The organism is Deefgea sp. CFH1-16 (genome assembly GCF_016881365.1).
In the GTDB taxonomy this organism is placed as follows: domain Bacteria; phylum Pseudomonadota; class Gammaproteobacteria; order Burkholderiales; family Chitinibacteraceae; genus Deefgea.
The window spans coordinates 1,679,706-1,703,430 of the sequence record NZ_WLYT01000001.1 but is presented as its reverse complement, the minus strand read 5'-3'; the positions used below and the strand labels follow the sequence as shown (position 1 = coordinate 1,703,430).

Here is a 23,725-nt window from a genome sequence, read left to right as displayed (position 1 = left end):
GCTGATTTAAAACTGACAAAACCCAAAAAACAACACTCCGACTTTATTTCTTAACTGCAACAAAATGGTAAAAATATAATCAGATACTAGGATCTGTTGATATTTGGTTTGCGGATCGCGTTTGTGCTGATTTTGGCCTGAAACAAGGCGAAAGACGCGTGGCATAGTCATTCTATGCAAGCGTTTTTCAACGCAGAGTCAGGCTGACTTGATTTAAAAAATCCGCAGCCAAACCCTAAGGGCTGGGCGCTTTTCGCGGCATCTCTGCGTTATTTCATGCTCGAATAACGGGTTATTGGTCGCATAAAATGCCTTGATCTGCCGCGAAAATCGCGCAAGCAGCGACCGAAAACCAAACGTCAACAGACCCTAGTGACTCAGCCGTTTGCTGCCCAAGCGAAACATCACGGCAACAGAGTGCGAGTGGTTCATTTTAAAAGCAATGATTTGATGCTGTGCCAATGCGCTCAATGCAAATCAAGCGCAGAACACAAAGGCAGATCGGCGCTTCAATAAGCTGCAATTGGAGACCTCATGATCGAGCACAATTACATTCTGAAGCTTATGACCATCCACGGCGTCGAGCAGTCCATCGCGACCGGGACTTACGATTCAATTCTTAACGCCTACAACAATAAACGCAAAAAACTCAGCATCGGCCAACGCGTCACCATGTCGCGCCGTTGTGACACTGGCGATGTGGTGCTAAAAACCTGCGCCCCTAGCGGTCGAAAATACCCGACTCAGCGCAGCTATATCATGGCGAACTACTGCCGCTAATCAACGCGGACTTCGCCAGCTCAGTGCAATCACCAACAGTGCTACCAGTCATTACAGGCGGCAGTGCGATGTATTGCTATGCGAACCATTTAAATATTAATCTCCATCGAGATACCCAATAGCACTATGCCCAATCAAAGCGGCGTCATTGCCGCTGAAGCAGAAAACACTGACAGCCATATAGAACGAACGTACAATTTGTTTTATTTACTCAAGCCATACTGTGACGCCTCAGCGCAAAATTATTCATATTGATTGCGACTGCTTTTATGCCGCCGTTGAAATGCGTGATCGACCAGAACTCCGCGAAGTCCCCCTCGCCGTGGGCGGTTCGGCTGAGCGGCGTGGCGTCATTGCTACTTGCAACTACCTTGCGCGCCAATTTGGCATTCATTCGGCTATGTCGACCTATCGAGCGCAACAGCGTTGCCGGCAGTTGGTGGTGGTACCACCCGACTTTGCCCGTTACAAAGCGGCATCACAAGCAATGCGCGCCATTTTTGCTGATTACACCGATCAAATCGAGCCACTGTCTTTGGACGAGGCGTATTTAGACGTTAGCGGCCAACCACACTGCGCAGGCAGCGCCTCACGAATGGCCGAGCAAATTCGAGCCCGTATCGAGCGTGAAATCGGCATCACCGCCAGCGCAGGCATTGCGCCAAATAAATTACTGGCCAAAATTGCCAGCGACTGGCACAAACCGAATGGACAATTTGTGATTCGGCCCCAAGATATTGCCGAATTTATGCCGCAGCTCCCCACAAGAAAGCTATGGGGTATTGGTAAGGTAACCGCAGATAAACTTGCTTTGCGCGGTATACATACCTGTGCCGATATTCAGGCTTGGTCACTAGAGCAACTTATTGGTGAATTTGGTCGCTTGGGGCATTTACTCCACGAACAAGCACAAGGTATCGATCATCGCCCGGTGGCCCCGCATGAAAGTCGCAAGTCATTATCGGTAGAAAATACATTCGCCCATGATTTAAGTAGCACAGCTTGCCAGCAAGCACTGGCGGAATTATTTAGCGATTGGCAAATTAGAATGCAGCGTTTAGCCGATGAGCGAATTCATAAAGCATTTATCAAAATTAAATTTGCTGATTTCACACAAACAACAGTGGAATGTATTTGCAACTCGCCGCAATTAAATACCTATATTCGGCTACTTGAACAAGGTTTAAAACGTAGCCCGCAAGCCGTGCGTTTATTGGGTTTAGGGGTGCGTTTTGACGAACAGCGCAAAGTGCCGGAGCAGCTTTGTTTATGGTGAAATCACTGTGCACGGCATTTTTATGCTTTGCTGGATTCAGCACTGTGGCGGCAATTTACAGGCAGCACATTAATATATGCTTATATTTGAAAAACCGCAGTAAATTAGCTAAAAATGAATATCACGTTATCTTATTTATTTTTTTTGTTGAGTTGAATGCCAGAAGGCCTGACAATGAATGAAATATTCAATTTATGGTTTAAATTATCAATGCCGCATTTTAAATTTCGCCGCGCCACACTCTGCGCGACCATTGGTACACTGGGTCTAAGCTTTGGTTCAGCTCACGGTATGACCATGGGCGAATTACAATTACAGTCCTACATCGGACAACCCTTTCGCGGCCTTGTGCCCTATCGCTTAAATGCCGGCGAAGCGATCAATGAACAATGTATTGAATTACGTGCATCCAATAATGAATTACCTGGCTTAGGCCCAGCCACCATCCAACTCCGTCCCAACGGAGAACTCAGCGGCGTACTATTAATCGAATCACGCTCAGCAGTCGGTGAGCCGACGATTGCTTTTGCGGTTAAATTCGCCTGCGCCAATCAACAAATGACGCGCGATTTCACCGCCTTTTTAAATATCGCGCCACTCCGAGCCGAACGCGATACGCCAAGTCGCCCACTGCCGCGTGAAGTGCGCCCGCGCCGCGCCGAATCAAGCAATGAGCAAAACGTCTCGCCGAGAGAACAGATCATCAGCTGACGCTAAAAAAACCGATGAGTTTGCGCGAACTCACAAAGCGCTATTACCCCGAAAATACCCCGCAATATCCTCGCTACTTGCAAAAACTCAGCGCCAACAATCCTGACCTTGACCCGAATTCCGAACTAAGTGCCGGTACTGTGGTGAGCATTCCTGACAAGCTACGCTCAGTGCGAAAAAAATCGCCAACCACACCCACAGTCGAAGCAGGCCAATTACGACTCGATAGCGAACCGAGTCAACGCACTAAACCAGCGAGCACGGGCACGCCATCAGCAGCGCAATACACTCAAGCTTTAGAAGAAAAAGTCAAAACACTTGAGGAACTGCAGTTCAAATTACAATTAGAAGTCGAGCAACTCAATGCGCGCCTAAGCCAGCTCAATACGAGCGCCAGCTTACCGCTAGCCAGCCAGCCGATGACCAGCGCGCCTGAAGCGCTCATCACTGCCAGCACAGTCAGTACCGCTGCCGTCAGTGACACTGCCGCCATCGCCGCCAGCCGACCAAATAAAAAACGCATTGTGCCAACGCCAGAAGTCGCCGCGCCGGAAAGCAATACGCCAGCTTGGCTGATTGGTTTAGGTTTAATTGGCATTGCCACCACGGTCGGCGGCTGGCTATTTTGGCGTCGTCGCCAAACGCAGCAAGGCAATGAACCCACCCCACATACTGATCAAACCTTGATGGAACAGTTTAAAACCTACGCCACACGGCATAAAACCACCGAACACACACCAACCATGATGTCATTTTTACATCATCCCGGTGCAGGAATTGAAGTCAGTGACTTTGATTCTGTCGATTTGGCACGAATTCAAATTATGCTGGGGCAAGGTGAAGTCGCCGAGGCGATTGATTTACTGTATCGCAGCATTGATGAAGATCCAGAAGATATTGAGCGTTGGTTAATGCTATTCCGGGTTTTCCGCCAGCAAGGCATGAAAACCGAATACGCCAATTTAGCGAAAAACCTCAGTCTAATCGTAAAAGACGAAGCCGATTGGGAGTTGGTGCGTAATATCGGCTCAAAACTTGATCCAGAGAATGAACTCTATCAGCGCCACAATCGCCCCAACACAACAGGCATCGTCGATTTAATCACGCCCGACAGCAAAGACGTCGAGCTGGATATCCATCCAGAGCCTATACCGGCAACGATGATGTCCGCATTCTTAGACATCGAAACGGCAGCCCTTCCAACCACACCGATCGTGGATGTTAAAGTCAGCGAAGCCACGCCAATCAACGCGCCAGAAATCATGTTAGATATTCAGCTACCTGAAGTGCAGGATGAAATGTCAGGGATATCATTTCAATCCGCAGAAGAAATCGAAATGTTTCCCGCTTTTGAACCAGAAATAACAGCGAGTACCCCAGAGTCAACGGTGCCACATTTGGATTTCCTTGACTTCGATTCCGAGAACAAACCACAGCCAGAGCGCAAACGTCATCTCGAATAAGGCGCGAGCAGCGCATGCTGCATCGCGCATGTTAGACTTGTGTTTTTGTCTGACTGAAGGATTTTTCTTATGAGCCCAACTCTGCCTACCCAAGTGGTCATCGCCACTCGCGAAAGCCCGCTGGCACTCTGGCAAGCTCATTTTGTGAAGTCTTGGCTCGAAAAAACTTATCCACATTTATCGGTGCAGTTGCTAGGCATTACCACGCAAGGCGATAAAATTTTAGACGTCACATTAAATAAAATCGGTGGCAAAGGCTTGTTTGTCAAAGAGCTAGAACAAGCCATGAGTGAGGGACGCGCCGACTTGGCCGTGCACTCAATGAAAGATATACCCATGGTATTGCCCGAAGGCTTTAGCCTGGCGGCAATCGGTGAGCGCGAAGATCCGCGTGATGCCTTTGTCTCAAATCGATTCAAACATCCGGACGAGCTGCCTGCGGGCGCGATTGTGGGCACCGCCAGCTTGCGCCGCGAAAGCCAAATTCGCGCACTGTATCCGCATTTAGTGGTTAAGCCACTGCGTGGTAATGTCGGAACGCGTCTCAAAAAACTCGACGACGGTGAGTTTGACGCCATCATTTTAGCGGCCGCCGGTTTAAAACGACTTGGTCTCGCCGAGCGGATCGCTTGCGAGCTGTCGCCTGAAATTAGCCTACCGGCACCGGGGCAAGGCGCTGTGGGTATTGAGATCTGTAGCGATCGCGCCGATTTAATGGCCTTACTGGCACCATTCAATCACGATGAAACCGCCGCTTGCGTCACGGCCGAACGGGCTTTATCACGGCGTTTGAATGGCTCATGCCAAATTCCACTGGCGGCTTATGCCACCAATGAAGAAGGCTTTTTACGCTTACGTGGTTTAGTGGCGATGCCCGATGGTAGCCATCGTGTGGTGGCCGAATCCAATGGCTCATTCGCGGCTGCGGATGGTTTAGGCCGTATCGTTGCCGACTTACTTTGCACCGAAGGCGCTCGCGAGATTCTTAAACAATTAGCGGTATGACTTTAGCGCTTGTCGGCTTGCGATTATGGATCACTCGGCCTGAGGCACAGGCTGGGTATTTATCTGCGTCGCTTTCTAAGCATGGTGCAGAGTGCCATACCCTTCCACTACTGACAATTTCGCCACCCAATCCAGCGCAAGAACTACAGAATGCACTGGCCCAGCTCGAGCAATTTGATCTGGCGATTTTTATTAGCCCTTCGGCATTAGATCAAGTGATGTTGGCACGCTCAAAGCCTTGGCCCAGTCATTTACCCGTAGCCGTCATTGGTCCGGGCAGTGCCGAACGAGCCGCCCAATTAGGCATGCAGCACATTATTTGTCCTGCGCAGCAATTTGATGGTGAAGGTTTATTGGCGACGTTGGGTGAGCAAACCGGCAAAAAAATTGTACTGTTTCGTGGCAATGGCGGCCGCGATATTTTGCCAGCGGGCTTAATCGCAGCGGGTGCGAGCGTACAATTAGTGACGGCCTATCAGCGCAGCGTTGCCACTTTAGATCGGCAACAAATTGAGCAACAATTGGCTTTGGGCTGTGATGGCATTATTATTTCTAGCTCGGAAGCCGCACAACACTTATTGAACTGGGCTGGAGAGCAAGCGCAGCTCAAGTTACAATGTAGGCTCTATTTTGTTCCGCACCCACGAATTGCCGCAGCACTCAAAGCGCATGGCGCTCAGCATATAGTGCTAACCGAGGCGGGCGATGATGGTATTACCCGTTCGATTTGCCGGTATTTTTCACCGGTTTCATCTCAAAAAGTGTAGAGCCCGATGAATCAAGACAATCCAAATACTTTTTCTGCGGCACTCAATACCACGCCACGCCGTGCGATGCCGCAACCCGCGCTGATTTTAGCGATTGTGGCCATTTTAGCCAGCGCAGGCGCTTGGCTATACCAGCAAAACGCAATGGAATCACTCAAGTTAGAACTGAGTCGTGAACTGGCAAGCAATAATCAATTACAGCAAGAGCTACGCCAATCGAGCCTACAGTCCAGCCAAGCACAGCAAAAAATCATCTCGCGCCTTGATATTCAAGAAAGCAAACAAGCTGAAGCGGGAGCGCGACAAGAAGCGCTCAATAACATCTATGATAACCTCAGCCGAGGCGAAACCTTACATAGCCTGGCCGAAGTCGAGCAAATGCTGTCTTTTGCTAGCCAGCAATTGCAAATTGCCGGTGATATCAATAGCGCATTAACCGCGTTAAACAATATCGACGTGCAATTGGCTCAGCTCAATCGCCCAGAGCTCATCAGCGTTCGCCAAGCGTTAACCAAAGACATCAATACCTTAAAAGGCACGCCCTATCTGGATGTGATTGGGATTACCGCCAAGCTCAATAGCATTATTGATAGTGTTGATCAATTGCCGCTGATTGTTGATGCCGGACACACAGTCGCATCTAAGCATCAAGCCAACACGCAGCACAATGCTGCACAACGCTTTGGCGCTGAGATTTGGCATGAACTCAAACAACTGATTCAAATTCGCCGCATCGATCAGCCTGATCTGATCTTGTTATCCCCTGAGCAAGGTTTCTTTTTGCGAGAAAACATCAAATTGCGCCTACTCAATGCACGCGCCGCATTATTGCTACGCAACGAAACTGCATTTCGCAGCGATCTCAAAGCCACTGAGCGTTATTTACAGCAATTTTTTGATGCCCGCGCGCCGGCCACTGATAATGCAATTAAGGTTTTGCGCCAACTACAATCGCAACCCCTCGCAATCACCATGCCTGATTTAAGTGCCAGCCTTGCTGCCGTACGCAACGCACGCACGACTGCCGAGAGGGCCAAACCGTGAGATTCTTAATCTGGTTTATTGGCTTATTTTCACTGGCCGTTGGCTTAACCCTATTTGCCCAAGTCAATAGCGGCTACGCCTTGATTTTCTTACCGCCTTGGCGGCTTGAGATCTCTCTCAATATCTTCATCCTGTTTTTGATTGGTTCCGTCATTGTGCTGTATTTGGCTTTGCGAATGCTGGCCGAACTGGGCGGTTTACCCGAACGCGTGCGCCGCTATCGCTTACGCCAACAAGAAATTGCTTCGGTGCAACTCGAACGCGATGCACGCACGGCATTTTATGAAGGTCGTTTTCAACGCTCAGAACGGCTCGCTAGCGAAGCTTTTGCAGCGAGCCCCAATGATGATGCTTATGCCGTGAATGGATTATTAGCCGCGCGTGCCGCGCACTCAATGCGCGATTACGCCAAACGTGATGCTTATTTTGAGCAATTGCAAGCCCGTCTTGGGCAGCAACACTTAGCCACATTAATGTCGATGGCTGAACTTTACTTGGATGAGCGCCGCTACAACGAAGCGAGTCAAGCCATCGCTGCGGCGCGAGAAATCAACCCAAAACTGACCGCAGCCATGAAAATCGAATTGCGCTTACGCCAGCGTGAGCGTAATCCTGAAGCGGTACTGAAACTGGTTGAACAACTCACGCGCAGTGAAGCACTAGACGCAGAGCAAGCCAATCACATTCGAATTGCCGCTTATCAACAACAATTACGCCAACATCCAATGAGCGTACGCGAGCTAAAAGACTGGAGTCGCAAAGTACCTGAGTCCGATAGGCTTAACCCACAATTAGCCGCCAGTATCGCAGCGCAATATCAAGAGCAAGGCGAGCCGACACTCGCTCGCGACACTTTGGCAGCCGCCATTGATGCTGAGTGGAATAGTGAATTACTCGAGCAATATGGTCTGCTTGGGCTGCGCGCAGACGCTTTAACCGCACAGCTACAACAGGCTGAACAATGGCTCAAACAACACCCGAATGATCATCGTTTATTACTGACTTTGGGACGTTTATGCTATCAGCGCGAGCTATGGGGCAAGGCACAGACTTATTTGGAAGCGAGCATTGCCGTCAAGCCGACAGCCATTGCACATGCTGAATTAGCCCGATTGCTCGATCAACTCGAGCATACCGAAGAGGCTAACTTACATTACCGCGCCAGCTTAAGCATTGCGCTCAGCTAATTGGCATTGTTTATCGACAGCAAAAAGGCGGCTAAGCCGCCTTTTTTATTGCTTAAATTAACTCTGGCCCCAATGCCGCCTTGAGTACATATTTGACTCGACCATCAATCACGCGGCGTTGAATCCACCAAATACCACCTTTACGTGTATGCCAATCGAGCTCTTTACCCGTCAATAACAGCGATGCCACTTGGCCAATATGCGGCTGGTGCCCCACCATCACCACTACTTTGCCGATATCTCGCGGCCAATGTGCCAGCTCTAAATAGGCGGCGTTAAAGCCGCCTAGATTAATCCGCTGATCCACTTCCGCATCCGCACGTAGATAACGTGCCGTGGCTTGACTACGAAGCGCTTCACTACAAATCAAACGGTATTGGGCAACGTCTTTAAGCTGCGCTCGCAACCAAGCGGCCATTTTTTTAGCCTGCTTGATTCCTTTTGGCGTCAGTGGTCGCGCCAAATCATCCAGCCTTTCTGCTGCATCAGCATGTCGCCATAGAATTAAATCCATCGATTAATTCCGTGTTCCCGCCGCCAAATCAGCGAGTAACTGCGCTTGTGCCGAGCGAATTTTACCGCCACGCGCCAATTTACGGCGATAACGACCATCAGACAGCATTTCCCAAGCTTGCGTATTGTCGACCAAGAACGGCCGCAAGCTTTCACGAATCACTCGACGCTTCACTTTGGGGTTCAAAATCGGAAATGCGATTTCGATACGACGGAATAAATTACGTCCCATCCAATCGGCACTGGATAAATACACGTCTTCTGCGCCATCATTAAGGAAATAAAACACACGATGATGCTCTAAGAAGCGACCAATCACAGAACGAACTCGAATATTTTCAGAAACCCCAGGCAAACCAGGACGCAAGGCACATACACCACGCACAATGAGGTGAATCGTCACGCCAGCGCCAGAAGCCTCATACAATTTATCAATAATCGACGGCTCAAGCAGCGAATTCATTTTGGCGATAATCACCGCTTTACGCCCAGCCTTGGCGTGCACAATCTCGCGCTCAATGGCGGCGATAAATTGGCTATGCAGCGTAAATGGCGCCTGCCACAGTGCGTGATGATCACCCGCCAAACCCAAACCAGTCAGCTGCATAAACACATCATTCACATCGCTCGTAATATCGGCATTGGCGGTTAACAAGCCAAAGTCGGTATAGAGCTTGGCAGTACGTGGATGATAGTTGCCTGTCCCAACGTGGGCGTAGCGATGCAAGCGCCCCTCTTCACGACGAACAATCAGCAGCATTTTGGCATGCGTTTTATAACCATACACACCATACACCACATGAGCACCGACGCTTTCTAGCTTCGCAGCCCAATTGATATTGGCTTCCTCATCAAAACGCGCCATCAACTCAACCACCACGGTAACTTCTTTACCGCGAATCGCCGCCTCTTTCAGCGCATCCATCAATACCGATTCGGCACCAGTACGATAAATCGTCATCTTAATGGCGACCACCTGCGGATCACGCGCCGCTTGCTGTAGCAAATCTACGACTGGCGTAAAACTTTGGTAGGGATGGTGCAACAAAATATCGCTGTGCCGAATCGCAGAGAAAAAATCAGCCTGTTTGCGTAGCTCAGGCGGAATGCCCGGCATAAACGGGATATATTTCAAATCCGGACGATCAACTTGGTCTGGTACTTGCATTAAACGCACCAAATTAACCGGCCCATTCACCCGGTAAATGTCTTCTGGCTGCAAGCCAAATTGCGACGACAAAAAGTCTTGTAAATGCCGTGGGCAATTATCAGCCAACTCTAAGCGAACTGCATCACCATAAGGGCGTTGCGATAGCTCACCTTCAATCGCTGCGCGCAGATCTTTAATGTCTTCATCATCCACCGATACATCTGAATCGCGCGTTACGCGGAATTGATAGCAACCGAGGACATGCATGCCAGAAAACAGCTCATCAATATGCGCATGCAAAATCGATGATAAAAAGACGAAACCATGCTGGGTACCCGCGATTTCGTCTGGCATTTTGACAAAGCGTGGAAAAATACGTGGCGCCTGAACAATCGCGATGCCCGAATTGCGGCCAAAAGCATCTGGACCTTCTAACTCAACAATAAAATTGAGCATTTTGTTAGATAAACGTGGGAATGGATGCGAAGGATCCAAACCAATCGGCGTCAAAATGGGTTTTAATTCACGGAAGAAATAATTTTTAACCCATTCCCGCTGCGCTTCAGTCCATAAACTACGGCGAAAGAAATAAATCCCTTCGGTTTCCATTGCTGGGAAAACATTTTCGCGCAAAATTCGATACTGTCGTTCGACCAAATCGTGCGCTTCTTTGGTGACCAATTCAAAAGCATGATGCGGCGTAATCCCTTCTGGCAACAGCCGTGAAGGATTGTGCCGAATGTTTTCTTTTAACCACGCCATCCTCACTTCAAAAAACTCATCCAGATTGCTCGACACAATGCACAAAAACTTCAAGCGTTCCAAAAGAGGATTGCGCACGTCTTCGGCTTGCGCCAAAACACGGCGGTTAAATTCAAGTAAACCCAATTCACGATTGAGCAAGAGTTGATTGTCGGCGGGTTTGTAAGTCATGGCAGCGCTCTTTGATGGCGATTGAGGTCAATTGAATCAGCTTCTAACTCAGCTTATGCAACGCTTTTAAAGCACAACAGGCCGCAAAGGCGGCCTGTGTGATCAAACAATTACTGTGGTACGTAGCCTTGAATGGCATCGGCACCTGAACCAAAGAAGTAATTTTCCAATTGCTGTTGCAAGTATTTACGTGCACTTGGATCAGCCAAACTCAAACGATTTTCATTAATCAACATCGTTTGGTGCTTCACCCAAGCAGTCCAAGCTTCTTTAGAAACTTGTTCATATACTTTCTTGCCCAGCTCGCCCGGTAGCGGTGGAAAATCTAATCCTTCGGCTTCACGGCCTAATTTGACACACTGAACGGTACGGCTCATTTAATGCCTCCATATTATTACAATAATGTTTCAGTTCAATGACATTCATTAAACGTTAAATAAGAAATTAAGTACATCGCCGTCTTTTACCACATATTCCTTGCCTTCAGCCCGCATCTTGCCGGCTTCTTTGGCCCCTTGCTCACCCTTGTAGGCGATGAAATCTTCGTAAGCAATCGTTTGTGCACGAATAAAGCCACGCTCAAAATCGGTATGGATCACGCCAGCCGCTTGCGGTGCGGTGTCGCCTTTGTGGATGGTCCATGCGCGAACTTCTTTCACACCCGCAGTGAAATAGGTTTGCAGGCCGAGTAATTCGTAACCAGCGCGAATCAAGCGATTCAAGCCTGGCTCGTCTTGACCAAGCGACTCTAAAAACTCAACTTTATCTGCTTCATCCAGCTCAGCGATCTCGCTTTCAATGGATGCACAAACGGCAACGACCGGTGCGCCTTCAAGCGCGGCGTGGGCTTTTACTTTATCGAGCAATGGATTGTTGTCAAATCCATCTTCGGCTACGTTGGCCACATACATTGCTGGTTTGATCGTCAACAAGCACAACGGTTTGATTGCCGCTTTTTCGTCATCTGATAATTTCAGCGAGCGCGCTGGCAAGCCTTCGTTCAGATGCGGTAAGAGTTTTTCCAATACTGCAACAGTAGCCAGTGCGTCTTTGTCACCTGAACGCGCTTTTTTGCCATCACGTTGAATGGCTTTTTCCACTGTACTCATATCGGCCAAAGCCAATTCGGTGCCAATCACGATAATGTCATCGATGGGGTCAACACGGCCGGCAACGTGAATGATGTTATCGTTTTCAAAACAACGCACCACATTCACAATCGCGTCTGTTTCGCGGATATTGGCCAAGAATTGGTTACCCAAACCTTCACCTTTACTCGCACCAGCGACTAAACCAGCGATATCAACGAATTCAACAATCGCCGACTGAATTTTTTGTGGATTAACAATTTTGGATAATTCGGCTAAACGATGATCTGGCACTTCAACGATGCCGACATTCGGCTCAATGGTGCAAAATGGATAGTTAGCTGCTTCAATGCCTGAATTGGTCAATGCATTAAATAGCGTAGATTTACCGACGTTGGGCAAGCCAACAATGCCGCACTTGAGACTCATGAATCATTCCTTGCTGGGCGACGCCGCCCAATAAATACTAAACCATCAATTTTAACTGATGCGAGCGCCGATTGGCGCGCATCAGCAAGCAAAACCGCTTATTCACCAAAAAATACCTCGATCAATCATTGGCTTGTGCTCAATTGGCAGCAGCATGCTGCTGCCATATCGGCCAAATCATGCATCGGTTTGGGCTTATATCTGTGTTAATTAATGCAATTGATGCTTACTGCGCGACGTTTCATTGTTTTCACGGAAGAAATCTCGAATTTCGATCACCATTTCCGGAATTTGCTCCGCCACTTCGTTGTCATGGCGGACTAAATCAATCCCTTCTTTGAGCATATCTTCGCGCATTTCATCGTCCGAACCACTCATGATGGCCATAAACATGAACTGGCCTTCTTCTTCGTCAATCAAAGGTTGCCATTCTTCTTCAGCTAAGCCGGCACCAAAGCAGAAACCTAAGCTCCATTCTTCAATGCTGGAATTTTGCATTGATTCATCTTCCCAATACAGCAACGGCTCGTAAACAGGGGGATCTTGCGCTAATTCATCGGCAATTTGATTGTATAAACGCATCACCAAATTGATGATGGCATCGCCTTCCGGCAAAGCAAAAATCGCCGCCTCTGGACGATCCCAGATTTGAGCCAGCCATTGACCAGGCATCACGGTAGCGGGGCCGATCAAAATTGCGGTAAGGTAGCCATGTAGCATGGATAATGACATCGCATCTTTGCCGACTGCATCTGAATACAAAAATTGATCAAGTTGATCGAGTTCTTCATCAGTCAGTGGCTGGTCAAGTAATAAAGACATACAGTACTCCAAGAGTAAAACACTAAATCGATACGCCGATTTACTATGGGTATTAACATGCAGTCATTTATTTAAAATGACTACAGAAATATACCCATCATTTAAGTATAAGGGCCTAGCTCAGTCGCTAGGCCGTACTTCAAACCCAATTATTTCAATCTACCACTTATTTATTTCACAATTTTCTTTGGACGCTGCCAACCCGACAATGTCAGTTGTTTCGCGCGCGCAATCGTCAACTCTCCTGCTGGCGCATTTTTACTAATGACCGAGCCAGCACCCGTCGTCGCTCCGGCACCAATTGTGACGGGTGCAACCAGACAATTATTGCTGCCAATAAACACATTATCTTCAATCACTGTGGTGAATTTATTAACGCCATCATAATTGCAAGTAATCGTGCCAGCGCCAACATTCACCCCCGCACCAATTTGGGCATCGCCGATATAGCTCAGATGATTAATTTTTGAGCCTAACTCGACTTTGGACTTTTTAATTTCAACAAAATTCCCAATATGAACTTGCGCGGCCAATTGCGCACCAGGTCGCAAGCGGGCGTAAGGGCCAATCAAACTCCCCGCCCCCACCACCGCATCTTCTAAATGGCAAAATGGATGAATCACCGCGCCATCAGCAATCGTGACATTTTTTAGTACGCAATGTGCGCCAATACTCACGCCTTGGCCCAAAACGACCTGCCCCTCAAAAATACAATTCACATCAATGAAGACATCTTGGCCATGCGTCAATGTACCGCGCACATCAATCCGCGCTGGATCGGCCAAGCCAACGCCTGCGGTTAACAAGGCTTTGGCGTTTTCACCTTGATAAATACGCTCTAAGCTGGCGAGCTGCAGCTTGTTATTAATGCCTTCTGCTTCCCAATGATCTAAGGGCTGCACCGTCGCAATTTCAACCCCATCGCGCACGGCAAGGGCGATTAAGTCGGTGGCATAATACTCACCTTGCGCATTGTCGTTCTTTAGCTCAGACAACCAACCGGCCAAACGCGCAGTCGGTAAGGCCAAAATACCGGTATTCATTTCAGTGATTTTGGCTTGCTCGATTGAGCAATCTTTTTGCTCAACAATGCAAGTCACCTGATCGGCTGCATTGCGAACAATTCGGCCATAGCCAGTTGCATCATCCAGAATATCGGTCAGAATGCCGACTTTTCCATCGCTACTGGCAGCCAATAAGGCCTGAATGGTGGCCAACCGCGTTAATGGCACATCACCATACAGCATCAGGGTAATGCCACCAACGCATTGTGGAACGCCCTGCGCCAAGGCATGCCCCGTACCAAGCTGCTCAGCCTGACACGCCCATGCTAAATCCGTTTGCTCGGCTAATTGCTTTTGCACTTGCTCGCCGCCATGGCCATACACAATGACCATTTTTTGTGGCTGTAATTGGCGCGCGGTATCAATCACGTGTTGGACTAACGGTTTGCCCGCAAGACGGTGCAATACTTTCGGCAAACTAGAGTACATCCGTTTACCTTGCCCTGCAGCCAAAATGACCACGTTTAATGCAGAAGCCATCACTTATCCCTAAATATAAATGGTTTGTCGCTATTCTAATCTTCAGCGTGGTTCACGCACAGCATGACATGACTTTATTGCGTTATCTGCCAGCGACTTAAACGCAAATAAAGCAAAAAGGCAGCCGAAGCTGCCTTTTTAATTTTTACAATCCAATTACTGCAAACTCAATTGCAATAATTAATGGCCGCCGCGTTTCAATTTAGAAACTACCGCAAGTTTCGCTACAGCATCCATCAACTCAGCCTGCGCCATCGCAAAGTCCATCGAAGAAGAATGGTTTTTCAACGCATCTTCTGCGCGGCGTTTAGCTTCTAACGCCTTCGCTTCATCAATGTCTGCACCACGAATCGCAGTATCAGCCAAGACTGTTACCACATCCGGTTGAACTTCAAGCATGCCACCTGAAACAAACAGAATGACATCATCTTCGTTCGAGTTAGCGATCTTAATACGGATCGCACCCGGACGAATACGGGTCAACAGCGGAGCGTGCCGCGGCAAGATACCAATCTCACCCTTATCGGCAGGCGCTGAGATAAACTCAGCCAAGCCAGAGTAGATCAGTTCTTCAGCACTAACTACGTCCACACGCATGCTCATGGCCATCGCTTAACCCCTTATTGCATCGACTTGGCTTTTTCGATCGCTTCTTCGATGCCGCCAACCATATAGAAGGCTTGCTCTGGAAGGTGATCGTAATCGCCATTCAAGATGCCCTTGAAGCCCTTGAGGGTTTCTTTGAGCGGAACGTACTTGCCTGGCGAGCCAGTGAACACTTCAGCAACGTGGAACGGTTGCGACAAGAAACGTTGAATCTTACGAGCACGAGATACTGACAATTTGTCTTCTGGAGACAATTCATCCATACCCAGAATCGCAATAATATCTTGCAATTCTTTGTACTTTTGCAATGTTTGCTGAACGCCACGCGCTACAGAGTAGTGCTCTTCGCCAACCACTTGCGGATCCAATTGACGTGAAGTTGAATCGAGTGGATCTACCGCTGGGTAGATACCTAACGAAGCAATATCACGACTCAGAACAACGGTCGCATCCAAGTGGGCGAAGGTTGTTGCTGGTGATGGATCAGTCAAGTCATCCGCAGGTACGTAAACAGCTTGAATCGATGTAATCGAGCCAGTCTTAGTCGAAGTGATACGCTCTTGAAGCGCACCCATCTCTTCAGCCAATGTTGGTTGGTAACCCACGGCAGAAGGCATACGACCCAACAACGCAGATACTTCAGTACCAGCGAGGGTGTAGCGGTAGATGTTATCCACGAAGAACAAGATGTCACGGCCTTCGTCACGGAAATGTTCCGCGATTGACAGGCCCGTCAACGCTACGCGTAAACGGTTGCCTGGTGGCTCGTTCATTTGACCGTAAACCATCGCCACTTTATCAAGAACGTTAGAGTCCTTCATTTCGTGGTAAAAGTCGTTACCCTCACGAGTACGCTCACCCACACCAGCAAACACAGACAAACCACTGTGCGCTTTAGCGATATTGTTGATCAATTCCATCATGTTCACGGTTTTGCCGACACCGGCACCACCGAACAGACCCACTTTACCACCCTTAGCAAACGGGCAAACCAAGTCAATAACCTTGATACCAGTTTCTAAGAGATCAATACTTTGGTTCAACTCATCGAATTTTGGTGCAGATTGGTGAATTGCACGAGTTGCCTCGCCGTTCACAGGACCTGCATCATCAATCGGGTTGCCCAATACATCCATAATACGGCCCAGAGTTGCATTACCTACTGGCACCATAATTGGTGCGCCAGTGTTGGTAACGCCTGTACCGCGTTTAAGACCATCGGTACTACCCATGGCAATGGCGCGCACTACGCCGTCGCCGAGCTGTTGCTGAACTTCCAGCGTCAGTTCTGCGCCAACTAGTTTGAGCGCGTCATACACCTTGGGAATATTGTCGCGTGGGAATTCCACGTCAACAACTGGCCCAATGATTTGTACGATTTTACCTTGGCTCATCGTTTTTCCTAATCCAGTTAATCCGTCAGGGCCCAATTAAACTGCTGCCGCGCCGCCAACAATTTCCGAAAGTTCTTTCGTAATTGCCGCTTGTCGCGTTTTGTTATATAGCAGTTGCAGGGAGCCGATTACATTGTCAGCGTTGTCAGTTGCAGCCTTCATCGCCACCATACGCGCCGCTTGTTCTGATGCGATGTTTTCCGCTACGGCTTGGTAAACCAAGGCCTCTACGTAACGATTCATCAAATCATCAATCACCGTTTTTGCATCTGGCTCATACAGGTATTCCCAGTTGTGCGCAGATTTCGGTTGTTCAAACGATTCGCTGGCTAATGGCAACAATTGTTCGATGACTGGCTCTTGTTTCATGGTGTTAATGAAACGAGTGTAAACGATGTGTACTTCGTCTACTTCACCAGCTACGAAGGCATCGATCATCACTTTGATCGGGCCAATCAGCTGTTCCAGATGCGGGGTATCACCCAGCCCAACGGCCGAAGAAAGAATCTTCGCGCCATTACGCTTCATGAAACCCAACCCTTTATTGCCGATTGCGGTTACAACAGTTTCAACACCATTGTTGTGCAATTCTTTCATTTTATTGAAAGCCGAACGCAGGGCGTTGGTGTTCAAACCACCACACAAACCTTTGTCCGAAGACACCATAATCAGGCCAACCCGCTTGACGGTGTCGCGCGTTTGGAGATATGGATGCTCATAGTCGACCAAAGCTTGGCTCAAGTGGCCAGCCACATTACGGATTTTTTCACCGTAAGGGCGGGCCGCCTTCATACGCTCTTGAGCCTTGCGCATTTTCGACGTGGCAACCATTTCCATGGCGCGGGTGATCTTCTGCGTGTTTTTTACGCTTTTGATCTTAGTACGAATCTCTTTACCGCTTGCCATGATTTGATCCTTTTATCAACGTCTCAAATCAGTAAGCAGCGCCGGCTTTAAAGGCTTCAACTGCTTTCATAATGGCTGCTTCATCATCAGAAGACAGCTCACCCTTGTCATCAACACGCGCCAATACATCTGCATGATTGGCTTTAAGATGGCTAAGGAATGCAGCTTCAAATGCCAGTGCGCGATCAACAGCGACGTCATCATAAACGCCTTTGTTAATCAAGAGCAGGGTAACACCCAACTCTGCCACTTTCATCGGGCTGTACTGAGCTTGTTTCATCAACTCAGTCACCATCTTGCCGCGTTCCAATTGCTTACGTGTTGCTTCATCAAGGTCAGAAGCGAACTGGGCAAATGCCGCCAATTCACGATACTGAGCCAAAGCCAAACGTACGCCGCCACCCAATTTTTTGATGACTTTAGTTTGCGCAGCACCACCCACACGCGATACCGAAATACCGGCGTTCATTGCTGGGCGAATACCCGCGTTGAACAAGTCAGTTTCCAAGAAAATCTGACCATCAGTAATCGAAATAACGTTGGTTGGTACGAAGGCAGAAACGTCACCAGCTTGAGTTTCGATGATAGGCAATGCAGTTAACGAACCTGTTTTACCTTTCACTTCACCATTAGTTAGCTTCTCAACTTCAACTTCATTGATACGCGATGCGCGTTCCAACAAGCGGCTGTGGAGATAGAAAACATCGCCAGGGAATGCTTCACGGCCCGGAGGACGACGCAAAAGCAATGAAATTTGACGGTAAGCAACGGCTTGCTTAGACAAATCATCATAAACGATCAAGGCATCTTCACCACGATCGCGGAAGTATTCGCCCATTGTGCAACCAGAGTACGCAGCGATGTATTGCAATGCAGCAGCTTCAGAAGCGGCAGCAGCAACAATAATCGTGTGACCCAATGCACCGTGCTCTTCCAACTTGCGAACCACGTTTGCAATCGAAGATGCTTTTTGACCAATCGCCACATAGATACATGTAACGCCAGTACCTTTTTGGTTAATGATCGCATCGAGAGCAACAGCAGTTTTACCCGTTTGGCGGTCACCAATGATCAACTCGCGTTGACCACGACCCACTGGAACCATGGTATCAATTGACTTGATACCGGTTTGCAATGGTTGTGAAACCGATTGACGTGCAATAACGCCTGGTGCAATTTTTTCAATTGGTGCAGACAAAGTCGTGCCCAATGGGCCTTTGCCGTCGATAGGTTGACCCAATGCGTTCACAACGCGACCGATCAACTCACGACCAATAGGTACTTCCAAGATACGGCCGGTACACTTAACAACATCACCTTCGGCGATGTGTTTGTAGTCACCTAAAATAACAGCACCTACAGAATCGCGCTCTAAGTTAAGCGCCAGACCGAAGGTATTACCCGGGAACTCCAACATCTCACCTTGCATAACTTCCGACAAACCGTGCACGCGCACGATACCGTCAGTTACCGACACTACAGTACCAGTCGTGCTGGATTGTGCGCCTTGGGGTAGATTTTGGATCCGAGCTTTAATCAGTTCACTGATTTCGGACGGATTAAGTTGCATGATTTCTCCTAACTCTTCAGGCTTGTCGCAAGGGCAGTTAATTTGCCGCTAACCGAGGCATCAATAACTAAGTCACCAATCGTTACTTTCACACCACCGATTAACTCGGGGTTGACACTAACATCGGCGCTAATCTTGCGTTTAAGTTGCTGAGTGAGCGTAGCCGTCAGTTCGGCCAGTTGGGCATCAGTCATAGCAAAAGCAGATTCAATGTGCGCTTGCGCTACACCTTCGTCTGCCGCTTTCAGTTGTTCAAATAAAGTCGACACAGCCGGTAAAGTGGCAAAACGACGATTTTCGAGCACTGCTGCCAGGAAGTTTTTAACCTCGGCGTTTGCATCAGTACCCAGAAGCCCAACCAACAGCTCCTGTACTTGATCAGCAGAACACTTTGGATTAGCCACTACGTCAAGAATCTCTTGGTTCTGGGCAATAAGCGCCAGATTAGCAAGCGTATCCGACCATTGAGAAAGCGTATTGCTTTCTTTAGCCAGCCGGAAAACGGCCTCGGCGTAGGGTCTAGCGACGGTTATAAGTTCTGCCATGACTATCTTACAATTCCGCTTTGATGGATGTCAGCATATCAGCATGCTTCGCTGCGTCGATTTCGCGACGTAAGATCTGCTCAGCACCAGCGATTGCCAATACGGCAACTTGCTGACGAAGCGTTTCTTTAGCTTGCTGAATTTGCTGCTCGATTTCACCTTGGGCGCCAGCGATCAGGCGTTCGCCTTCTACTTTGGCATTGCCTTTAGCTTCATCGACAAGTTGCGCTGCACGTTTTTCGGCTTGGGCAATGATCTCAGCTGCGCTTTGTTTTGCTTCACGCAGTTTGTCCGCTGATTTTTTCTCAGCATTCTCAAGATCTTGTTTGGCACGATCTGCAGAGGCCAAGCCATCTGCAATGCGTTTAGCACGCTCATCCATCATCTTGATCAGCGGAGGCCAAACGAACTTCATCGTGAACAGGATCAAGAGACCAAAAAGTGATCATCTGACCTATGAGAGACGAATTAAATTCCACGCTGAATGTCCTCCTTAAAGGCTGATCAAAAGATTATTGAGCAGCAACAGTCAGAGCAGCCAGGAATGGGTTGTTGAAGGTGTAAAGCATAGCCACACCAACGCCAATCATCGAAATCGCATCCAACAGACCAGCGATAATAAACAGTTTAGTTTGCAAAACTGGAATCATTTCTGGCTGACGAGCAGCAGACTCAAGAAATTTGCCACCGAGGATAGCAAAACCAAGTGCAGTACCAATAGCAGCCAAACCAATGATGATCGCAGCAGCGATAACAGTCATGCCTTGTACGGAAGCAATTACTTCAGGTGAAACCATTTTGAGACTCCTAGTTTGATTCAAAAGTTACGAGGTTGGGTAAAGCTGAGTCTAATGCCGTGCACCCAACCGATACACGCCACTAGACTTAAAATCAATGGTCTTCTACAGCCAAGCTCAAGTAAACAATCGTCAACATCATAAAGACGAAGGCTTGTAGCGTAATTACCAAGATATGGAAGATGGCCCATGGCGTGCCGAGCACCCAGTTAACCCACCACGGCAGCAAAGCAATCAAGATAAAGATCAACTCACCAGCATACATATTACCGAACAGACGAAGAGCTAAAGAGATTGGTTTTGCAGCCATTTCAACCAATTGGAAGGCGAGGTTAACTGGCGCCAAAATAATTGACATCAGCAAGCCTTCAGCATGAAATGGCGCAGTAAACAACTCTTTAATCCAGCCAAACAAGCCTTTAGCAGAGATTGAGAAGCCAATAATCATCAGTAAAACAGTCAGAGACATCGCGAACGTTAAGTTAACGTCAGCCGTTGGCACGACGCGCAAATAAACGTGATGTGGATCGGCGCCGTAGAAAGTATGACCATACCATTGCGCAAACATTGGTAATAGATCAACTGGCAACAAGTCCATTGCATTCATCAAGAAGACCCAGCAAAAGATCGTCAATGCCAATGGACCAATTACTTTTGATTTGCCGTGGAAAGCATCCTTGATTTGGTTGTCGACCATCTCAACAATCAACTCAACAAAGTTTTGCAAACGGCCTGGTACACCTGGCGTAGCTCTGCGAGCAACGTAGGCAAATACGCCGACAAACAACATGCCCAATGCCAAAGAAATCCAGAAAGTATCCAAATGGAAACCGCCGAATAAATCAGCCTTTGCAAAGGTCAAATGGTGCTGGATATAACTAGTTGCATCTTGTGCCATAATTTACTTTTTACCGTCAAATTTAATTAAAAGCCCAAACCAGTAGGCGCTAGCTGCAACTAAGTATCCTGCGAATACCCAAGCCCAAGCGACATCCCGATAAAACATAAAGAACGCTGCGAACGCAATCAGCGTTACTGAAAGCTTTGCCATTTCTGCTGCAAAGTGGCGTCGCAACAATTCAGCTGCGGCAGCTAATCGAGCACGATAGGCAATCAGCGAATACAACACGCTGCCTAAGACTGCAATTAATCCACCAGAAAAACTTGCAATTGCCGCCTTCTGATCCACAATCAAAAGTAGCGCAATTGTAAGGAGCATCGTAAATCCGATTTGTAACCGAATGATGCCACGAATCTGTGCCTTCCCGTACATCACATCACCGTAAGACAAACGACGCGATTATACGGAGTTGATTTGCCTTGCGTCAATTTATTACCGTTGACTTTGGTGGATTTATTTTTATTTTTTTGCAAAACAAAATCCAACTTAAAAAGCCGCCAATTTCTTTCTAAAAACGTAATAAATCAAAGGGCTACATTTTTTGAGAATTTTATTCATCAATTCAATGTCAAACAGCTCTAACAAGGCTTACAGGCGCGCTAACAACGCATCCAATTGATCTAAACTACCATACTCAATCGTGACCCGACCACTCCCCTTCTTGCCCGATTGAATGACTACACGCGCCCCAATCCTACTCGATACTTCCTCTTGCAAGCGCAATACATCAGGATCTGGCTTGTGTTGCTTGGCTGTCATCGGCTCTTGCTGCATTTTTTTGACTAAAGCCTCAACCTCTCGAACCGACAGCCCCTTCAATACCACCAAGCGCGCTACTTCTAATTGCTGCAAGGTATCCAGCGGCAATAAAGCCCGAGCATGCCCCATATCCATTTCGCCGCGGAGTAGGATTTCCCGTACTGGCTCAGTTAAATGCAATAAACGTAATAAATTTGCCACACTTGGGCGAGATTTTCCCACGGCATGTGCTGCCGCTTCTTGTGTTAAGCCAAATTCATCGATCAAACGCTGAATACCAATCGCCTCTTCAAGCGGATTAAGGTTCTCGCGTTGAATATTTTCGATCAAGGCCATTGCCAGTGCGGCTTCATCGCTAATGACTCGCACCAAGGCAGGAATTTCAGTGAGCCCTGCCAGCAAAGACGCTCGCCAACGGCGCTCGCCAGCGATAATTTCGTAGCGATCAATATCAATTTCGCGCACCAAAACCGGTTGCATCAAACCCTGGGCGCGAATTGAGTCGGCCAATTCATTGAGCGCAACGTCATCCATGACGGTACGAGGTTGATATTTACCAGGTTGCAACACGTCAAGTGCTAAGGTTTTTAGCGTATCGCCCACTGATGGATCACCCATCAGCGCATCCAAGCCGCGTCCTAAGCCTTTAAATTTTTTTACTAACCATGCGTGTTATTCCTAAAAACCGGGGAGTACGAAGCGCCAATCAATGAACGCTAGGTCATCATGACAAAGCGATCATTTTATATACTCGGCGCAATATCGCCGCTGGCATGCCGCGCCAACATTTCGTTCGCTAATTGCAAATAGGCTTGTGCGCCCTTAGACGATTTGTCGTAGGCCAAGATTGGACGGCCATAACTCGGCGCTTCGGCCAAACGCACATTACGCGGGATAACGGTGTGATACAGCTTGCTAGTAAAATGCTTTACCAATTGCTCCGAAACTTGTTGCGCTAACGTCGAGCGCGGATCAAACATGGTGCGAAGCAAACCTTCTATTTCGATTTTTTTATTTAAACTTTGCTTAATCCGGCGCAGCGTATTCACTAAATCCGACAGCCCTTCCAACGCATAGTATTCGCACTGCATTGGAATCAGTACTGCATCAGCAGCGACCAAACCATTGAGCGTCAGTAAGTTCAGTGCCGGCGGACAATCGAGTAGCACATAATCGTACTGTGCATTCACGCCGAACAACGCCGCCTTTAAACGCATTTCGCGCTCATTGGCATCAACCAGCTCAACCTCAGCGCCAGCTAAATCGCGTGAAGCCGGTAACAAATCAAAGCCCCCGCTTTCAGAATGTTGCGTGGTCTGCGCCATCGTTGAATCGCCAAGCAATAAGGAGTAGATCGAATGTTTTAGTTTCGATTTATCTACCCCGAGCCCATCGTGGCATTCGCCTGTGGATCAAGGTCAACCAACAACACACGCTGACCCAAATGCGCCAGACTGGCAGCCAAATTCACTGCCGTGGTCGTTTTGCCGACGCCCCCTTTCTGATTTGCTATTGCCAACACTTTCATCGTCGTT

Annotated in this window: 22 protein-coding genes and 3 pseudogenes; 8 read left to right on the top strand and 17 right to left on the bottom strand. The window is 48.3% G+C overall.

All coding sequences use genetic code 11. The features are described from left to right. The first annotated feature begins 534 nt into the window (after positions 1 to 534). The 8 genes from GKO28_RS09430 (at position 535) to GKO28_RS09395 (ending at position 8,233) form a co-directional block, all read left to right on the top strand. Positions 535 to 780 (top strand): hypothetical protein, encoded by a 246-nt coding sequence (locus GKO28_RS09430; protein WP_173532873.1) that lies wholly within the window; start codon positions 535 to 537, stop codon positions 778 to 780. A gap of 223 nt (positions 781 to 1,003) precedes the next feature. Then, positions 1,004 to 2,056, top strand: coding sequence for a DNA polymerase IV (dinB, locus tag GKO28_RS09425; protein WP_182076084.1), 1,053 nt, complete (start codon positions 1,004 to 1,006; stop codon positions 2,054 to 2,056). 174 nt (positions 2,057 to 2,230) lie between these two features. After that, on the top strand, positions 2,231 to 2,767 hold the full coding sequence (locus GKO28_RS09420) for a FimV family protein (RefSeq protein ID WP_182076083.1): 537 nt from the start codon (positions 2,231 to 2,233) through the stop codon (positions 2,765 to 2,767). A gap of 20 nt (positions 2,768 to 2,787) precedes the next feature. After that, positions 2,788 to 4,230, top strand: a complete 1,443-nt coding sequence (locus GKO28_RS09415; RefSeq protein WP_203564068.1) for a FimV family protein — start codon at positions 2,788 to 2,790, stop codon at positions 4,228 to 4,230. 69 nt (positions 4,231 to 4,299) lie between these two features. Continuing rightward, entirely contained in the window at positions 4,300 to 5,235 is a 936-nt protein-coding gene (gene hemC / locus GKO28_RS09410) for a hydroxymethylbilane synthase (RefSeq protein WP_182076081.1), read from the top strand. Next, entirely contained in the window at positions 5,232 to 6,002 is a 771-nt protein-coding gene (locus GKO28_RS09405) for a uroporphyrinogen-III synthase (RefSeq protein WP_182076080.1), read from the top strand. The genes hemC and GKO28_RS09405 overlap by 4 nt, the downstream gene beginning before the upstream one ends. 6 nt (positions 6,003 to 6,008) lie before the next feature. Further along, entirely contained in the window at positions 6,009 to 7,046 is a 1,038-nt protein-coding gene (locus GKO28_RS09400; protein WP_182076079.1) for a uroporphyrinogen-III C-methyltransferase, read from the top strand. After that, complete coding sequence (locus GKO28_RS09395) at positions 7,043 to 8,233, top strand: heme biosynthesis HemY N-terminal domain-containing protein (protein WP_182076078.1); 1,191 nt, start codon at positions 7,043 to 7,045, stop codon at positions 8,231 to 8,233. The genes GKO28_RS09400 and GKO28_RS09395 overlap by 4 nt, the downstream gene beginning before the upstream one ends. 52 nt (positions 8,234 to 8,285) lie before the next feature. Here the strand turns inward: GKO28_RS09395 and GKO28_RS09390 are convergent, their stop codons facing one another. From GKO28_RS09390 to GKO28_RS09310, 17 genes and pseudogenes are all read right to left on the bottom strand, one after another. Beyond that, positions 8,286 to 8,747 (bottom strand): histidine phosphatase family protein, encoded by a 462-nt coding sequence (locus GKO28_RS09390; RefSeq protein WP_182076077.1) that lies wholly within the window; start codon positions 8,745 to 8,747, stop codon positions 8,286 to 8,288. A gap of 3 nt (positions 8,748 to 8,750) precedes the next feature. Continuing rightward, positions 8,751 to 10,832 (bottom strand): annotated as a pseudogene (gene ppk1, locus GKO28_RS09385) (polyphosphate kinase 1); the annotation flags it as partial. A gap of 107 nt (positions 10,833 to 10,939) precedes the next feature. Then, a complete protein-coding gene (locus GKO28_RS09380; protein WP_173532865.1) occupies positions 10,940 to 11,206 on the bottom strand; it encodes an oxidative damage protection protein in 267 nt (88 codons plus the stop codon). Between the two features lie 48 nt (positions 11,207 to 11,254). Beyond that, positions 11,255 to 12,346, bottom strand: a complete 1,092-nt coding sequence (ychF, locus tag GKO28_RS09375) for a redox-regulated ATPase YchF (protein WP_182076075.1) — start codon at positions 12,344 to 12,346, stop codon at positions 11,255 to 11,257. A gap of 210 nt (positions 12,347 to 12,556) precedes the next feature. Next, positions 12,557 to 13,168 carry a YecA family protein gene (locus GKO28_RS09370; RefSeq protein ID WP_173532863.1) on the bottom strand — a complete coding sequence of 204 codons (612 nt, stop codon included), beginning with the start codon at positions 13,166 to 13,168 and terminating at the stop codon, positions 12,557 to 12,559. Between the two features lie 170 nt (positions 13,169 to 13,338). Then, positions 13,339 to 14,712 (bottom strand): bifunctional UDP-N-acetylglucosamine diphosphorylase/glucosamine-1-phosphate N-acetyltransferase GlmU, encoded by a 1,374-nt coding sequence (glmU, locus tag GKO28_RS09365; protein WP_182076074.1) that lies wholly within the window; start codon positions 14,710 to 14,712, stop codon positions 13,339 to 13,341. A 180-nt stretch (positions 14,713 to 14,892) separates the two neighbouring features. Beyond that, positions 14,893 to 15,321, bottom strand: coding sequence for a F0F1 ATP synthase subunit epsilon (locus tag GKO28_RS09360; RefSeq protein WP_173532861.1), 429 nt, complete (start codon positions 15,319 to 15,321; stop codon positions 14,893 to 14,895). 11 nt (positions 15,322 to 15,332) lie between these two features. Beyond that, on the bottom strand, positions 15,333 to 16,712 hold the full coding sequence (atpD, locus tag GKO28_RS09355) for a F0F1 ATP synthase subunit beta (RefSeq protein ID WP_182076073.1): 1,380 nt from the start codon (positions 16,710 to 16,712) through the stop codon (positions 15,333 to 15,335). A 36-nt stretch (positions 16,713 to 16,748) separates the two neighbouring features. After that, the gene (gene atpG, locus GKO28_RS09350) at positions 16,749 to 17,618 is read right to left on the bottom strand and encodes a F0F1 ATP synthase subunit gamma (protein ID WP_182076072.1); all 870 of its coding nucleotides are present in this window, start codon (positions 17,616 to 17,618) and stop codon (positions 16,749 to 16,751) included. Positions 17,619 to 17,646: 28 nt separating this feature from the next. After that, positions 17,647 to 19,188, bottom strand: coding sequence for a F0F1 ATP synthase subunit alpha (atpA, locus tag GKO28_RS09345; protein WP_182076071.1), 1,542 nt, complete (start codon positions 19,186 to 19,188; stop codon positions 17,647 to 17,649). A gap of 8 nt (positions 19,189 to 19,196) precedes the next feature. Further along, on the bottom strand, positions 19,197 to 19,733 hold the full coding sequence (locus GKO28_RS09340; protein ID WP_182076070.1) for a F0F1 ATP synthase subunit delta: 537 nt from the start codon (positions 19,731 to 19,733) through the stop codon (positions 19,197 to 19,199). A 7-nt stretch (positions 19,734 to 19,740) separates the two neighbouring features. Beyond that, a pseudogene (locus GKO28_RS09335) lies at positions 19,741 to 20,212 on the bottom strand (F0F1 ATP synthase subunit B). Between the two features lie 33 nt (positions 20,213 to 20,245). Beyond that, complete coding sequence (atpE, locus tag GKO28_RS09330) at positions 20,246 to 20,512, bottom strand: F0F1 ATP synthase subunit C (RefSeq protein ID WP_373277205.1); 267 nt, start codon at positions 20,510 to 20,512, stop codon at positions 20,246 to 20,248. 112 nt (positions 20,513 to 20,624) lie between these two features. Next, entirely contained in the window at positions 20,625 to 21,428 is an 804-nt protein-coding gene (gene atpB / locus GKO28_RS09325; protein WP_182076068.1) for a F0F1 ATP synthase subunit A, read from the bottom strand. 3 nt (positions 21,429 to 21,431) lie between these two features. Beyond that, the gene (locus GKO28_RS09320; RefSeq protein WP_182076067.1) at positions 21,432 to 21,821 is read right to left on the bottom strand and encodes an ATP synthase subunit I; all 390 of its coding nucleotides are present in this window, start codon (positions 21,819 to 21,821) and stop codon (positions 21,432 to 21,434) included. Positions 21,822 to 22,019: 198 nt separating this feature from the next. Next, a complete protein-coding gene (locus tag GKO28_RS09315; protein WP_182076066.1) occupies positions 22,020 to 22,808 on the bottom strand; it encodes a ParB/RepB/Spo0J family partition protein in 789 nt (262 codons plus the stop codon). 125 nt (positions 22,809 to 22,933) lie between these two features. Further along, positions 22,934 to 23,718 (bottom strand): annotated as a pseudogene (locus GKO28_RS09310) (ParA family protein). Positions 23,719 to 23,725: the final 7 nt, after the last annotated feature.